The sequence below is a fragment of the Streptomyces sp. NPDC058620 genome (assembly GCF_042717135.1).
Lineage (GTDB): Bacteria > Actinomycetota > Actinomycetes > Streptomycetales > Streptomycetaceae > Streptomyces.
Map to the genome: position 1 here is coordinate 1 of NZ_JBHXQO010000007.1, position 13286 is coordinate 13286.

Consider the following 13286-nt stretch of genomic DNA (forward strand, 5'->3'; position numbering starts at 1 on the left):
GCGCGGTATCCGCGCCGGGACCCTTCCCTCGTTGTCCCCGCTCAGTCGTTCGGCGTCCAGTATGCGACCAGCTTGCCCACACCGTGCTCCAGCGACTTCCAGGTGCCGGAGAACTCGACGACACCGTAGGCGGCGGTCGGGAAGCCGTCCCGTGTCACCCTCGCCAGCGCGTCTCCGTTCGCCGAGCCCGAGAGGGCGTCGACTGCGGCGTGCACTCCGGGGTTGTGGCCGATGACCAGGAGGTTGCGTACCTCGTCGGGAGTCTCGTTGAACACGGCAATGAGTTCACCGAGGGAGGCGTCGTACAGCCTCTCCTCGTACACGGTCCTGGGACGGTGCGGGAACTCGTGGACCGCGAGCTTCCAGGTCTCGCGAGTCCTGACGGCGGTCGAGCACAGGGCCAGATCGAAGTCGATGCCGGAATCGGCGAGCTTGCGGCCCGCGACGGGCGCGTCTTTGCGGCCGCGTTCCGCCAAGGGCCGCTCGTGGTCGGATTCCTGCGACCATTCCGCTTTTGCATGCCTGAGAAGGACGATCCTGCGAGGTGTATCGACGCTCATACACCTCAGCTTCGCACGAAATGTGCCTCCTGGCGCAGGGTGTTGACGTGCTCCCCCGGTGCGGGTGAATCACTCGACCGGCCCACCGGGCGGGCGTCAGCGGGAGAGCAGGTCCATGATCTGCGCGAGCAGCCGGCCGAGCGCCGGATCGCCGGTGGAGGCGCGGGCCTCGCCCGGACCCACGATCAGCAGCAGGAGGGCGGCGAACGCGAGCGCGGGCAGCACGACGGCCCACCACGGCAGCCGGACCTCGACACTGCCCGGCGCGGGCGTGGTGGACCGGGTGTGCGTACGGGCCGGCATGTCGCCTCCGTGGGTATTCGGTTCGATACCCAGAACCTACGGACCCGGCGGCGCCGATCCCATCCGGTGATCCACCCACTTCACCCTGACCCTGTCCCCCTAGGGGATGGTGGGGCCTGCCCCACCCCCCGCAGGGCCGGAGGACGGTCAGCGGCGGTCAGGAGCGTCAGAGGTCCGTCACGGGGAGGCGATCGAGGCGATCACGCCGATGATCACGGTGATGAGCAGCATCGCGCCGAAGACGAGGAGAAGCTTCTTCTGGCCGTTCTGGGGGTTCGGGTCGAGCACAGGAGACATGGCTTCAGTCTCGCATCTCAGCACTCGTCCTCGATCGTCCGGTCCCGTCCGGCGAGTACGCCCGCCACCATCTGCGGCAGCATGAGGGCCGCCATCAGGCCGATCGGCAGCCCCCAGCCGCCGCTGTGCTGGTAGAGCACCCCGACGAGCAGCGGGCCGGGGATCGAGATCAGGTAGCCGGTGGACTGGGCGAAGGCCGACAGCCTGACCACGCCCGCGCCGGTGCGCGAGCGCATGCCGATCATCGTGAGCGCGAGCGGGAAGGCGCAGTTGGCGATGCCGAGCAGCAGCGCCCAGGCCCAGGCGCCGGCCGCGGGCGCGAGGTAGAGGCCCGCGTAGCCGATGAGGCCGCAGGTGCCCAGGAAGACGGCGATCGGGCCCTGGTTCCGCATGCGGGAGGCGACGCGTGGGATGACGAAGGCGAGCGGCACGCCCATCGCCATGGTCACCGCGAGCAGGACGCCCGCGGTGCCCGCCGAGACCCCGGCGTCGCGGAAGATCTGCGGCATCCACCCCATGGTGATGTACGCGGCGGTGGCCTGGAGGCCGAAGAAGGAGGCGAGGGCCCAGCCGGTCCTGCTGCGGGTGATCCGGAGGGCCGGGGCCTTCCGCTGGTGCGCGGTGGGCTGTCCCGGTGCGTTGCCCCGGTCCCGTACGAGAGCGATCCACGGCAGGACGGCGGCGGCGGCGAGCACGCCCCAGATCGCCAGTCCGGCCTTCCAACTGCCGCCGAGCACGTCCGTCATGGGCACGGTGACGGCAGCGGCGAGCGCGGTGCCCAGGGCCAGGGCCATGGAGTAGAGGCCGGTCATGGTGCCGACGCGGCCCGGGAACCAGCGCTTGACGATCACCGGCATCAGGATGTTGCTGACGGCGATGCCCATGAGGGCGAGGGCGCTGGCCGCGAGGAAGCCGGCCGTACCGCCGATGAAGGGGCGGATCGCCAGGCCCGCCGCGATGGCCACCATGCCGGCGCAGACGACCGCGCCGGCCCCGAAGCGGCGGGCGAGCCGGGGCGCCATGATGCCGAAGAGGGCGAAGCAGAGCGGTGGTACGGAGGTGAGGACACCGGCGACGCTGCCGCTCATGCCCAGCCCGTCGCGTACCTCTTCGAGGAGGGCGCCGAGGCTGGTGATGGCGGGGCGGAGGTTGAGCGCGGCGAGGACGAGTCCGGCCATGACCAGGCGCAGCAGCCACGGGGCGGGGCCCGGGGCGGCCGCATCGGGCAGGGGGCCGAGGCGTGCTGAATGCGGGCTCAGGGTCCGTGTCTCGTCGTCGGGCATGACACCCATCATAGAATCATGGGATGATTGGTTGTCCAATCACGAACAAGGAGCACCATGGCGCTGACGTCTCCGCGGCGTTCGGCACTCGCCGATCAGGTGATTGCCCAGCTGAGGAATCAGATCACCTCGAGCGAGTGGCCCGTGGGTTCACGGATTCCCACCGAACCCGAGCTGGTCGAACAGCTGGGGGTGGCCCGCAACACCGTCCGTGAAGCGGTGCGCGCGCTCGCGCACAACGGTCTGCTGGACATCCGGCAGGGTTCCGGTACGTATGTCGTCGCCACGAGCGAGCTGGCCGGTGTGATGCACCGGCGCTTCGCCTCCGCCGATCCGCGCCACGTCGCCGAGCTGCGCTCGACGCTGGAGTCGTCGGCGGCTCGGCTGGCGGCGGTCCGGCGCACGGACCGGGATCTGCGGCAGCTCGACGCGCTCATGGCGCGGCGTGAGGAGATCTGGGCGGCGGGGGACGCCGAGGCGTTCGTCGCGGCCGACGCGACACTGCATCTGGCCGTGGTCGCCGCCTCGCACAACGACGTGCTGACGGAGCTCTACGCGGATCTGGGTGACCTGTTGCGCGACTACCTCCGCGACGACGTCGGTCCCGAGCTGCGGCCGGAGAAGCACATGGACCACGCACGGCTGGTCGAGGCGATCCGGGCGGGCGACGCCGAAACGGCCGCGGCCGAGGCCGCGAGCCATGCGCTGAGCTGTCTGGTGGACCGGGTCTGAGCGGTGCGCCGTTCCGGCTAGGAGCCCCGACGGTGGCTGACCCAGGCCGCGGTGACCTCTTTCCAGCAGCGGTCGTCGAGCCGTACGGTCCGGCCCGGCTCCACCGCGACCGCCTTGCCGTCCGCGTCGACGTCCCACCAGCGGCTGCACTCGGTGTGCAGCCGCACCAGGTCGACTGAGGGGTACGGGTTGTGGCAGTACGCGATGACGCGGGAGCCCTCGACCGACGTACGGCATTCCGAGCCCGAGGGCTCCGGGGTGGGGGCGAGGGGGGCGGCGGCCCCGGAGCCGGCCCGGTTCGCCGCGTACACGCCGACCGGGGTGACGAGACCGGCGACGGCGGCCGAGACGGCCAGCAGGGCCGAGGTCCGGCGACGTGTGGGGCGCACAGCAGTCTCCTCCCCGTAGCCTGACCATCAGTCCGGTTCACCACATTCTGCGGTGGATCGACCATCTTCTCGACTCGGGGCGGCGGACCCGCGGCACCCGGACGCAGAAACGGCCGCGTACCGCCGCCGGGAAGTCCGGGGAAGCGGTACGCGGCCGTCGGACGCGCAGGGCAGGGCCGCGAGAGGTCAGGCACCCATCATGTGCACGCCACCGTCGACGTGGATGATCTCGCCCGTCGTCTTCGGGAAGAAGTCGGAGAGCAGTGCGACGACTCCGCGGCCGGCCGGCTCCGGGTCGGACATGTCCCATGCCAGCGGGGAGCGGTGGTTCCAGACGTCCGCGAGCTCCGAGAAGCCCGGGATGGACTTGGCGGCCATGGAGCCGATCGGCCCGGCCGAGATCAGGTTGCAGCGCAGGCCCTCCTTGCCCAGGTCACGGGCGAGGTAGCGGGAGGTGGCCTCCAGCGCGGCCTTGGCCGGCCCCATCCAGTCGTACTGGGGCCAGGCGTACTGCGCGTCGAAGGTGAGTCCGACGATCGAGCCGCCCTCGCTCATCAGCGGCTTGCAGGCCATGGCGAGCGACTTCAGCGAGAACGCCGAGACGTGCATCGCCGTGGCGACCGACTCGAACGGGGTGTTGAGGAAGTTGCCGCCGAGCGCGTCCTGCGGCGCGAAGCCGATGGAGTGCACGACGCCGTCGAGCGAGCCGAGCTCGTCGCGGACCAGACCGGCGAGGCGGTCCAGGTGCTCGTCGTTGGTCACGTCCAGCTCGATGACCTTCGCCGGCTTGGGCAGCTTCTTGGCGATGCGCTCGGTCAGCGTGGGCCGGGGGAAGGCGGTCAGGATGACCTCGGCGCCCTGCTCCTGGGCCACCTTGGCGGTGTGGAAAGCGATGGACGACTCCATCAGCACACCCGTGATGAGGATGCGCTTGCCGTCGAGAATTCCGCTCATGGTGATCAGTGACCCATGCCCAATCCGCCGTCAACGGGGATGACGGCTCCAGTGATGTACGACGCGTCGTCGGAGGCGAGGAAGCGCACGGCTGCGGCGATCTCCCCGGGCTGCGCGTAGCGGCCGAGCGGCACCTGGGCGACGATGCCCTTGCGCTGCTCCTCGGTGAGCGCCTGGGTCATGTCGGTGTCGACAAACCCGGGCGCGACGACGTTGAAAGTGATGTTCCGCGAGCCGAGCTCGCGGGCCAGCGACCGGGCGAAGCCGACAAGGCCCGCCTTGGAAGCGGCGTAGTTCGCCTGTCCCGCCGAGCCGAGGAGGCCCACGACGGAGGAGATCAGGACGACGCGGCCCTTCTTGGCGCGCAGCATGCCGCGGTTGGCGCGCTTGACGACCCGGAAGGTGCCGGTGAGGTTGGTGTCGAGTACCGACGTGAAGTCGTCCTCGGACATGCGCATCAGCAACTGGTCCTTGGTGATACCGGCGTTGGCGACCAGCACCTCGACGGGACCGTGCTTCTCCTCGATCTCCTTGTAGGCCTGCTCCACCTGCTCGGTGTCCGTGATGTCGCAACGGACGGCCAGGCAGCCCGCCTCGGTGAGTTCCTTCGGCGGCTCGCCGGAGCGGTAGGTGATCGCGACCTTGTCGCCGTTGTCGGCGAAAGCGCGGGCGATGGCGAGGCCGATGCCCCGGTTTCCTCCGGTGACGAGAACCGAGCGGCTCAACGGATCACCCTTTCCTTGGCGGTCTGGTACATCGAAAACCTATCGGTACCGTGCCGCGTACGGAGAATCGCCCTCTGACAGCGCCGCCGGGCGGCCTCTGTGGGATTCCTACAGTCGCCGCCCGGCTGAAGCGCCCCGGTCAGTCCGGCGCGATCACTTCGAGGCGGGGAAAATACGTGCGGTACCGCGCCGCGTCACGGGTGAGCAGACGATATCCGGCGACCGCCGCGTGTGCCCCGATGTAGAAATCGGGCAGCGGAGAACGCTTCTGCCCGCCGTTCGCGCGATACCGCTTGAACGCCTTGCCGGCCAGGAAGCCGGCGGTCCAGGGCAGCGGATGACGTTCGTAGTCCGAGCCGAGCATGCCGTCCAGCAACTCGACCGAGTCGTAGCCGACAGAGATCTCCGAGTAGATCACCGGGTTGATGACCAGGGCTCTTTCATCCCTGGCCTCAGCGATCTTGCCGGCGGACCACTCGCACCATCGGGGATCACCGGTAACGACGTCGAGGATGACGCACGAATCGACGAGCACGGCCGGGGGTGCGCCGTCCCGGACGAGTCGTGGCCGGGCAGGCTCACTCGCCACGCAGCATCTCCATGATCTCGTCGGTGGACATGCCTTCCACGTCCTGACTGACCCTGCTGTCCCGCATCCGCCGGACCAGGCGCTCCCCTGGCGTTTCCCCATCGCCCACGCGCACGATCTGGAGAACTCCGTCCACCTCTATGACATCCACCCGGTCGCCCTCGCGAAGGTGGTACTTGGCACGCAACGTGGCGGGGATGGTGACCTGGCCCTTGCTGTTGAGCAGCATCTCGCCCTCCCAGACGTATCTCGTAGCTGATGCGACACGTAATACTTCTTCACTGTACTGCGGCCCGGGGCCCCGCGGGCTCAGCCCTTGAGCAGGCGGAGCATGGCGAGGCCCATCCGGCCGGGCAGGGAATCCGGCAGCGGATCTCTTTGCCGATCGACGACCGGACCATGTGCCAGCCCGGCGCGAGCAGATCCAGCAGCGCGAGGCCACGGCCCGCCTCGGCCTCCGCGTCATCCAGCGCAATGCCGCGACGGCGCGGCACGGCGCGGGGGTCCGGGTCATGGACATTGACCGCAATCCCGAAGGCTGCGGCGTACACCTCCACGGGCCTTGACCGTCAGCTCACGTACGGAGCGGAGGTTCGGGCCGGACGCGTTGATGTCCTCTGCTATTCCCCTGCCCACGGCGCCCGATACGCCGAGATAGTGATCAGTCTTGGAGCCTAGCCGGGGGCGATGGGACAGTCCTGGCCTTTCCGTACCCGGCAACTGCTGCCGAGGACAGGATCGAGCCAGGGCCCTCGGCGGTCTGCGTGCACATGATTCACTGCCAAGACATTGCAGAGGTGGAGAAGGGGAGGCCCACGTGGCCCACGAGGTAGATCAGTCATTCCTGGCGCTGCCGCTGCGTGCCCTCGCCGACGCGGCGCTCGCACGCGCCCGTGCGCTCGGCGCGGTGCACGCGGACTTCCGGTTCGAGCGGGTACGGAGCGCCGGCTGGCGGCTCCGTGACGCCCGGCCGTCCGGTTCGTCGGACAGCACCGACCTGGGGTACGCGGTCCGCGTCGTGCACGGCGGGGCCTGGGGGTTCGCGTCCGGGGTGGATCTGACGATGGACGCCGCGGCGAAGGTGGCCTCGCAGGCCGTGGCCATGGCCAAGCTGTCGGCGAAGGTGATCGCGTCGGCCGGCTCGGACGAGCGGGTGGAGCTGGCCGACGAGCCCTCGCACGGTGAGCGGACCTGGGTCTCGGCGTACGAGACCGACCCCTTCTCCGTACCGGACGAGGAGAAGACGGGGCTGCTCGCCGAGTGGAGCAGCAGGCTCCTGGGGGCCGAGGGCGTCGCGCACGTGGACGCCTCGCTGATGACCGTCCACGAGAACAAGTTCTACGCGGACACCGCGGGCACAATCACCACGCAGCAGCGGGTGCGGCTGCATCCGCAGTTCACGGCGGTGGCCGTGGACGGGACGACCGGTGAGTTCGACTCGATGCGGACCATCGCGCCGCCGGTCGGGCGCGGCTGGGAGTACCTGACGGGCACGGGCTGGGACTGGGACGCCGAGCTGGAGCAGATCCCGGGGCTGCTCGCCGAGAAGATGCGGGCGCCGAGCGTCGAGGCGGGGGCGTACGACCTGGTCGTGGACCCGTCCAATCTCTGGCTGACCATCCACGAGTCGATCGGCCACGCCACCGAGCTCGACCGGGCGCTCGGGTACGAGGCGGCGTACGCGGGGACGTCGTTCGCCACCTTCGACCAGCTGGGCAAGCTGACGTACGGCTCCCCCGTCATGAACGTGACGGGGGACCGCACCGCCGAGCACGGGCTCGCGACCATCGGGTACGACGACGAGGGCGTCGAGGCGCAGTCGTGGGACCTGGTGAAGGACGGCACGCTGGTCGGCTACCAGCTGGACCGCCGCATCGCGAAGCTGACGGGCCTGGGCCGGTCCAACGGGTGCGCGTACGCGGACTCACCTGGCCATGTTCCCGTACAGCGCATGGCGAACGTGTCGCTGGCACCCGATCCCGGCGGGCTGTCCACGGAGGATCTGATCGGCGGGGTGGAGCGCGGGATCTATGTGGTCGGCGACCGGTCGTGGTCGATCGACATGCAGCGCTACAACTTCCAGTTCACCGGGCAGCGATTCTTCCGGATCGAGAACGGCAGGCTGGCCGGTCAGCTCCGCGATGTCGCCTACCAGGCGACGACGACCGACTTCTGGGGCTCGATGGAGAAGGTCGGCGGCCCGCAGACGTACGTCCTGGGCGGCGCCTTCAACTGCGGCAAGGCCCAGCCGGGCCAGGTCGCCGCCGTCTCGCACGGCTGCCCCTCCGCCCTTTTCCGAGGCGTGAACATCCTCAACACCACGCAGGAGGCCGGACGATGAGCCGGGTCAGCAAGCCGTACGAGATCGTCGAGCGTGCCCTCGGGCTGTCCACCGCCGACGGGTGCGTCGTCATCGCCGACGAGAACTCCTCCGCCAATCTGCGCTGGGCCGGCAACGCGCTCACCACGAACGGGGTGACCCGGGGGCGGACGCTCACCGTCATCGCCACGGTCGACGGCGCCCAGGGGACGGCCTCCGGCGTGGTGTCCCGCTCGGCCGTCACCGCCGACGACCTGGAACCGCTCGTCCGCGCCGCCGAGGCCGCCGCACGGGGGGCCGGTCCGGCCGAGGACGCCCAGCCGCTGGTCTCCGGGGTACCGGCCTCCCCCGACTTCACGGAAGCGCCCGCCGAGACGGGCGCCGATGTGTTCGCCGGCTTCGCCCCGTCGCTCGGGGACGCCTTCGCCCGCGCCAGGGCCGGGGGCCGTGAGCTGTACGGCTTCGCCAACCACGAGATGACCTCGACCTACGTCGGTACGTCGACGGGGCTGCGGCTGCGTCACGACCAGCCGAACGGCACGCTGGAGCTGAACGCCAAGTCGCCCGACCGCTCGCGTTCGGCCTGGGCGGGCCGCTCCACCCGGGACTTCAAGGATGTCGACCCGGCGGCGCTGGACGCGGAGCTCGCGCAGCGGCTCCGCTGGGCGGAGCGCCGTATCGAACTGCCCGCAGGGCGCTACGAGACGCTGCTGCCGCCGACGGCCGTGGCCGATCTGCTGATCTACCAGCTGTGGTCGGCGACCGGCCGGGACGCCGCCGAGGGCCGGACGGTCTTCTCCAAGCCGGGCGGGGGTACGCGGATCGGCGAGACGCTTTCCGGGCTGCCGCTGAACCTGCGCAGCGACCCGCACGCACCGGGCCTCGAGTCCGCGCCGTTCGTGATCGCCCATACCTCCGGGGACGGCGGTTCCGTCTTCGACAACGGTCTGCCGCTCGCGCCGACGGACTGGGTGAAGGACGGCAGGCTGGAGCACCTGACCACGACGCGGCACTCGGCGGGCCTCACGGGCCTGCCCGTCGCCCCGGCCATCGACAACCTGGTGCTCGACGCCGGTGGTGAGAGGTCCCTGGAGGAGATGGTCGCCGCGACGAGCGGCCGCGCCCTGCTGCTGACCTGCATGTGGTACATCCGGGAGGTCGATCCGGCGACGCTGCTGCTGACCGGGCTGACCCGCGACGGGGTGTATCTCGTCGAGGACGGCGAGGTCGTCGGTGAGGTGAACAACTTCCGGTTCAACGAGTCGCCCGTCGATCTGCTGTCGCGGGCCACGGAAGCGGGCCGTACGGAGAAGACGCTGCCGCGGGAGTGGGGCGACTGGTTCACCCGGGCCGCCATGCCGGCGCTGCGGATTCCCGATTTCAATATGAGTTCGGTCAGTCTCGGCGTGTGACCGCCCTAGACTGACCGGTGCCCATCGACACGAGTAGAGGAGACACGGAACCGTGACGGACATCGTCGACGAGCTGAAGTGGCGCGGGCTGTTCGCCCAGTCCACTGACGAGGACGCCCTGCGCAAGGCTCTCGCGGACGGTCCGGTCACGTTCTATTGCGGCTACGACCCCACCGCGGCCAGTCTCCACGTCGGACATCTGGTGCAGGTCCTCACCATGCGCCGGCTCCAGCAGGCCGGGCTCCGGCCGCTCGCCCTGGTGGGCGGGGCCACGGGCCAGATCGGTGACCCGCGCCCGACCGCCGAGCGCACCCTGAACGACCCGGAGACGGTCGCCGCCTGGGTGTCGCGGCTGCGGTCCCAGATCGAGCCGTTCCTCTCCTTCGAGGGCGACAACGCGGCGGTCATGGTGAACAACCTGGACTGGACCGCGGGCATGTCCGCGATCGAGTTCCTGCGGGACATCGGCAAGCACTTCCGGGTCAACAAGATGCTCACGAAGGACTCCATCGCCCGGCGACTGGAGTCCGACGAGGGCATCAGCTACACCGAGTTCAGCTACCAGCTGCTCCAGAGCATGGACTTCCTGGAGCTGTACCGGCGCTACGGCTGCACCTTGCAGCAGGGCGGCAGCGACCAGTGGGGCAACCTCACGGCGGGTCTCGACCTGATCCACCGCCTGGAGCCGGGTGCCGCGGTGCACGCGCTGGCGACGCCGCTGATGGTGAAGGCGGACGGGACGAAGTTCGGCAAGTCCGAGAGCGGCGCCGTCTGGCTCGACGCCGAGATGACGACGCCGTACGCGTTCTACCAGTTCTGGCTGAACGCGGACGACCGGGACATCTCGCGGTACATGCGCATCCTCAGCTTCAAGAGCCGCGAGGAGCTCGAAGAGCTGGAGAAGCTGACCGAGGAGCGTCCGCAGGCCCGTTCGGCGCAGCGTTCACTGGCCGAGGAGCTGACCACGCTGGTGCACGGCGGCGAGCAGTGCGCCGCGGTCATCGCCGCGTCGAAGGCCCTCTTCGGTCAGGGCGACCTGGCCGAACTGGACGAGGCGACGCTGAGCGCCGCGCTCTCCGAGGTGCCCCACGCGCGGGTCACCGAGCTCGGCCCGCTGGTCGACCTGCTGGTCGAGGCCGGTCTGGCACCGAGCAAGTCGGGTGCCCGCCGGACGGTGAAGGAGGGCGGGGCCTACGTGAACAACGTGAAGGTCGCGGACGGCGAGAGCGCTCCGGCCCAGGAGGAGCTGCTGCACGGGCGCTGGCTCGTGCTGCGCCGGTGAAACGGTCAGGTTCTCCGTTTGCCGCGGCCACGGACCGAGGCCCACAGCATGTCTCCCACACCGACGACCACCACGGCACCGATCAGCTGCAGCACGTGACGCGTCCAGTCGATGCCCTTGGTGTCATTGACACCGATCCAGGTCGCGACAGCATTGCCGAGGACGCTGCCGATGATGCCGAACACGATCGTCAGCCAGAGCGGGATGTCCTGCTTGCCCGGCAGGATCGCTCTGGCGATCAGACCGAGCACCAGGCCCACGATGATTGCCCACAACCAGCTCATTTCGCCTCCTCGTGCGGCGCAGTCTGCGCACGTCCGGCCAGTCTCGGGCCGTCGCGGGCAGGGCGCATGCGGGAGGGGTCCGTACGTGGGGCACCGGAGCGGTTCCGCTCGTACGGACGGCCCCCCGGCCTCGAACACGCCGCGTCCCCGGCGTACCGTGGAATGGACCCGGTCCGGGAGTGTCCGGCGCAGCGATCTGGTGGTGGAACATGACGCGGAAGCACAACAGCGCGGAGGTCTTCCGTATCACAGGTGCGCGGCAGGGCCTCGCCGAAGACGTACGGGGCAGGCAGCGGCGCTATGTGATCTCGATGTCCGTGCGGACCCTCGCGGTGGTGCTGTCGGCAGTGCTGTGGAACGTCGAGAGGCATGTGGCCATCGTGGCGCTGGCCCTGGGTGTCCTCCTTCCCTATGTGGCGGTCGTCATCGCCAACGGGGGCCGGGAGAACGCGACTTCACTGCCTTCGACCTTCGTTCCCGCACCGACGCGGCCCGCTCTGGATGCGGCTCCGACTGAGGGCGCGACGGAGGCAGACAGGGAAGCGGGACCGGCCGGAGAGGACCCGCCCCCGCATGCGCAGGGCTGATCCCAGGGCCTCCCGGAAGCGCAGGAACAGCGCAGATCAATCATGAGGTTCCGGTGCACCGCACCCCGGTCCCCGTGGCATACTTCAGACGCGCTCCGCATCCCCCGTCGGAGCGACGGACCGACGCCGGGCAGCTCCCCCCGTGGCTGCTCGGCGTCGCCTTTTCTCCGGCGGGGATGCGTCGGTCGGCTGCTGGAACAGCTGGCCTAGGGTTGAGCCCGTGAACATTTTCGAGACCCACTCCGAGAGTGCCGCCCCTTCGCCGATCTGTTCCGCCAAGGGCTGTCGCGACGCCGCGGTGTGGGTGCTCGCCTGGAACAATCCGAAGCTGCACACCCCCGAGCGCCGCAAGACCTGGCTGGCCTGCGACGAGCACAGGGAGCACCTGTCGTCGTTCCTCGACGTCCGCGGATTCCTGAAGGATGTCGTGACCCTCGCGGAGTGGGAGTCCTCAGCCGCCGATCGCTGACATCGGGCGGTCGGGCTGGAGGAAGGACGGGTCGTCCAGTCCGGAGCCTGCCTTCTTGCCCCACATCGCGAGCTTCCAGATCCTGGCGATCTCCTCGTCGGGTGCCGCCGAGCGCAACGCGCCACGCAGGTCCGTCTCTTCGCGGGCGAAGAGGCAGGTGCGGACCTGACCGTCGGCGGTGAGCCGGGTGCGGTCGCATGCCTGGCAGAACGGCCGGGTTACGGAGGCGATGACCCCCACGCGGTGCGGTCCGCCGTCCACGGTCCAGCGCTCGGCCGGTGCGGAGCCGCGCGCGTCCTCGCCCTCGGCGGTGAGCGTGAAGCGGGTGCGTAGCGAGGTGAGGATGTCACCGGCTGTGATCATTCCGTCCCGCTTCCAGCCGTGCTGGGCGTCGAGGGGCATCTGCTCGATGAAGCGGAGCTCGTAGTCGTGGGCCACGGCCCAGGCCAGCAGCTCCGGTGCCTCGTCGTCGTTGAGGCCGGGCATCAGGACGGTGTTGACCTTGACGGGGGTGAGGCCGGAGTCGTGGGCCGCTTCGAGTCCGTCGAGCACGTCCTGGTGGCGGTCACGGCGGGTGAGGGTCTTGAAGACGTCGGGCCGCAGGGTGTCCAGGGAGACGTTGACCCGGTCCAGGCCGGCCGCCTTGAGGGCGGCGGCGGTGCGCTTGAGCCCGATGCCGTTGGTCGTGAGCGACATTCTGGGGCGGGGCTCCAGGGCGGCGCACTGTTCCACGATGGAGACGAGGCCGGGGCGGAGCAGGGGCTCGCCCCCGGTGAAGCGGACCTCCGTGATCCCGAGGCCGGTGACGGCGATCCGGATGAGCCTGACGATCTCGTCGTCGCTGAGCAGTTCCTTCTTGGAGAGCCACTGCAGGCCCTCTTCGGGCATGCAGTAGGTGCATCGCAGATTGCACTTGTCCGTCAGCGATACACGCAGGTCGGTGGCGACCCGGCCATAGGTGTCGATGAGCACTGTGGGCCCCCTCCCCCGGTGGTGTCCGCGGTTGCGGTTCTGACTGTTCCGAGCCTACGCGAGACGTGTGACATCGACAGGGGCCCGTTTGGCACGAGGTGCGGCGGGGGGGGGGGGGGGGGTGGGTG

Annotated in this window: 18 protein-coding genes; 6 read left to right on the forward strand and 12 right to left on the reverse strand. The window is 69.8% G+C overall.

Annotation, left to right across the window (positions count from 1 at the left end):
- Positions 1-41: 41 nt before the first annotated feature.
- The 4 genes from ACFWSK_RS09820 to ACFWSK_RS09835 form a co-directional block, all read right to left on the reverse strand.
- Entirely contained in the window at positions 42-560 is a 519-nt protein-coding gene (locus ACFWSK_RS09820) for a SixA phosphatase family protein (RefSeq protein WP_383783357.1), read from the reverse strand.
- 96 nt (positions 561-656) lie between these two features.
- Complete coding sequence (locus ACFWSK_RS09825) at positions 657-863, reverse strand: hypothetical protein (protein WP_383783358.1); 207 nt, start codon at positions 861-863, stop codon at positions 657-659.
- A gap of 177 nt (positions 864-1040) precedes the next feature.
- A complete protein-coding gene (locus ACFWSK_RS09830; RefSeq protein ID WP_256669232.1) occupies positions 1041-1151 on the reverse strand; it encodes an SGM_5486 family transporter-associated protein in 111 nt (36 codons plus the stop codon).
- Positions 1152-1177: 26 nt separating this feature from the next.
- Positions 1178-2443, reverse strand: a complete 1266-nt coding sequence (locus tag ACFWSK_RS09835) for a CynX/NimT family MFS transporter (protein WP_383783359.1) — start codon at positions 2441-2443, stop codon at positions 1178-1180.
- A 57-nt stretch (positions 2444-2500) separates the two neighbouring features.
- Between ACFWSK_RS09835 and ACFWSK_RS09840 the strand changes: the two genes are divergently transcribed.
- Complete coding sequence (locus ACFWSK_RS09840) at positions 2501-3175, forward strand: FadR/GntR family transcriptional regulator (RefSeq protein ID WP_383783360.1); 675 nt, start codon at positions 2501-2503, stop codon at positions 3173-3175.
- A gap of 17 nt (positions 3176-3192) precedes the next feature.
- On the opposite strand, the gene ACFWSK_RS09845 is transcribed toward ACFWSK_RS09840, so the two are convergent.
- From ACFWSK_RS09845 to ACFWSK_RS09870, 6 genes are all read right to left on the reverse strand, one after another.
- Positions 3193-3564, reverse strand: coding sequence for a hypothetical protein (locus ACFWSK_RS09845; RefSeq protein WP_383783361.1), 372 nt, complete (start codon positions 3562-3564; stop codon positions 3193-3195).
- Positions 3565-3750: 186 nt separating this feature from the next.
- A complete protein-coding gene (fabI, locus tag ACFWSK_RS09850; protein ID WP_383783362.1) occupies positions 3751-4518 on the reverse strand; it encodes an enoyl-ACP reductase FabI in 768 nt (255 codons plus the stop codon).
- Positions 4519-4523: 5 nt separating this feature from the next.
- The gene (gene fabG / locus ACFWSK_RS09855) at positions 4524-5243 is read right to left on the reverse strand and encodes a 3-oxoacyl-[acyl-carrier-protein] reductase (RefSeq protein WP_383783363.1); all 720 of its coding nucleotides are present in this window, start codon (positions 5241-5243) and stop codon (positions 4524-4526) included.
- Positions 5244-5382: 139 nt separating this feature from the next.
- Complete coding sequence (locus ACFWSK_RS09860; RefSeq protein ID WP_383783364.1) at positions 5383-5778, reverse strand: type II toxin-antitoxin system VapC family toxin; 396 nt, start codon at positions 5776-5778, stop codon at positions 5383-5385.
- Between the two features lie 43 nt (positions 5779-5821).
- A complete protein-coding gene (locus ACFWSK_RS09865) occupies positions 5822-6061 on the reverse strand; it encodes an AbrB/MazE/SpoVT family DNA-binding domain-containing protein (protein WP_383783365.1) in 240 nt (79 codons plus the stop codon).
- 49 nt (positions 6062-6110) lie between these two features.
- Positions 6111-6389, reverse strand: a complete 279-nt coding sequence (locus tag ACFWSK_RS09870; protein WP_383783366.1) for a hypothetical protein — start codon at positions 6387-6389, stop codon at positions 6111-6113.
- 260 nt (positions 6390-6649) lie between these two features.
- On the opposite strand from ACFWSK_RS09870, the gene ACFWSK_RS09875 reads away from it, so the two are divergent.
- From ACFWSK_RS09875 to tyrS, 3 genes are read left to right on the forward strand one after another with little or no spacing between them, the layout of a single operon-like run.
- Entirely contained in the window at positions 6650-8173 is a 1524-nt protein-coding gene (locus tag ACFWSK_RS09875; RefSeq protein ID WP_383783367.1) for a TldD/PmbA family protein, read from the forward strand.
- Complete coding sequence (locus ACFWSK_RS09880; RefSeq protein WP_383783368.1) at positions 8170-9564, forward strand: metallopeptidase TldD-related protein; 1395 nt, start codon at positions 8170-8172, stop codon at positions 9562-9564. Before ACFWSK_RS09875 ends, ACFWSK_RS09880 begins: the two co-directional genes overlap by 4 nt.
- A gap of 52 nt (positions 9565-9616) precedes the next feature.
- Complete coding sequence (gene tyrS / locus ACFWSK_RS09885) at positions 9617-10846, forward strand: tyrosine--tRNA ligase (protein WP_383783369.1); 1230 nt, start codon at positions 9617-9619, stop codon at positions 10844-10846.
- 5 nt (positions 10847-10851) lie between these two features.
- Here tyrS and ACFWSK_RS09890 read toward each other — a convergent pair whose 3' ends face one another.
- Entirely contained in the window at positions 10852-11130 is a 279-nt protein-coding gene (locus ACFWSK_RS09890; protein WP_383783370.1) for a GlsB/YeaQ/YmgE family stress response membrane protein, read from the reverse strand.
- Between the two features lie 209 nt (positions 11131-11339).
- Between ACFWSK_RS09890 and ACFWSK_RS09895 the strand changes: the two genes are divergently transcribed.
- Positions 11340-11717, forward strand: coding sequence for a DUF3099 domain-containing protein (locus ACFWSK_RS09895; protein ID WP_383783371.1), 378 nt, complete (start codon positions 11340-11342; stop codon positions 11715-11717).
- 220 nt (positions 11718-11937) lie between these two features.
- Positions 11938-12186 (forward strand): hypothetical protein, encoded by a 249-nt coding sequence (locus ACFWSK_RS09900; protein WP_383783372.1) that lies wholly within the window; start codon positions 11938-11940, stop codon positions 12184-12186.
- On the opposite strand, the gene moaA is transcribed toward ACFWSK_RS09900, so the two are convergent.
- On the reverse strand, positions 12169-13158 hold the full coding sequence (gene moaA, locus ACFWSK_RS09905) for a GTP 3',8-cyclase MoaA (RefSeq protein WP_383783373.1): 990 nt from the start codon (positions 13156-13158) through the stop codon (positions 12169-12171). The genes ACFWSK_RS09900 and moaA overlap by 18 nt on opposite strands.
- Positions 13159-13286: the final 128 nt, after the last annotated feature.

Excerpts from the sequence above, each read along its gene's own strand:
- ACFWSK_RS09895 (WP_383783371.1), top strand. The coding sequence starts at position 11,340 with ATGACGCGGAAGCACAACAGCGCGGAGGTCTTCCGTATCACAGGTGCG.
- ACFWSK_RS09880 (WP_383783368.1), top strand. The coding sequence starts at position 8,170 with ATGAGCCGGGTCAGCAAGCCGTACGAGATCGTCGAGCGTGCCCTCGGG.
- ACFWSK_RS09820 (WP_383783357.1), bottom strand. The coding sequence starts at position 560 with ATGAGCGTCGATACACCTCGCAGGATCGTCCTTCTCAGGCATGCAAAA.
- ACFWSK_RS09835 (WP_383783359.1), bottom strand. The coding sequence starts at position 2,443 with ATGCCCGACGACGAGACACGGACCCTGAGCCCGCATTCAGCACGCCTC.
- ACFWSK_RS09840 (WP_383783360.1), top strand. The coding sequence starts at position 2,501 with ATGGCGCTGACGTCTCCGCGGCGTTCGGCACTCGCCGATCAGGTGATT.
- ACFWSK_RS09890 (WP_383783370.1), bottom strand. The coding sequence starts at position 11,130 with ATGAGCTGGTTGTGGGCAATCATCGTGGGCCTGGTGCTCGGTCTGATC.
- fabI (WP_383783362.1), bottom strand. The coding sequence starts at position 4,518 with ATGAGCGGAATTCTCGACGGCAAGCGCATCCTCATCACGGGTGTGCTG.
- ACFWSK_RS09825 (WP_383783358.1), bottom strand. The coding sequence starts at position 863 with ATGCCGGCCCGTACGCACACCCGGTCCACCACGCCCGCGCCGGGCAGT.
- ACFWSK_RS09865 (WP_383783365.1), bottom strand. The coding sequence starts at position 6,061 with ATGCTGCTCAACAGCAAGGGCCAGGTCACCATCCCCGCCACGTTGCGT.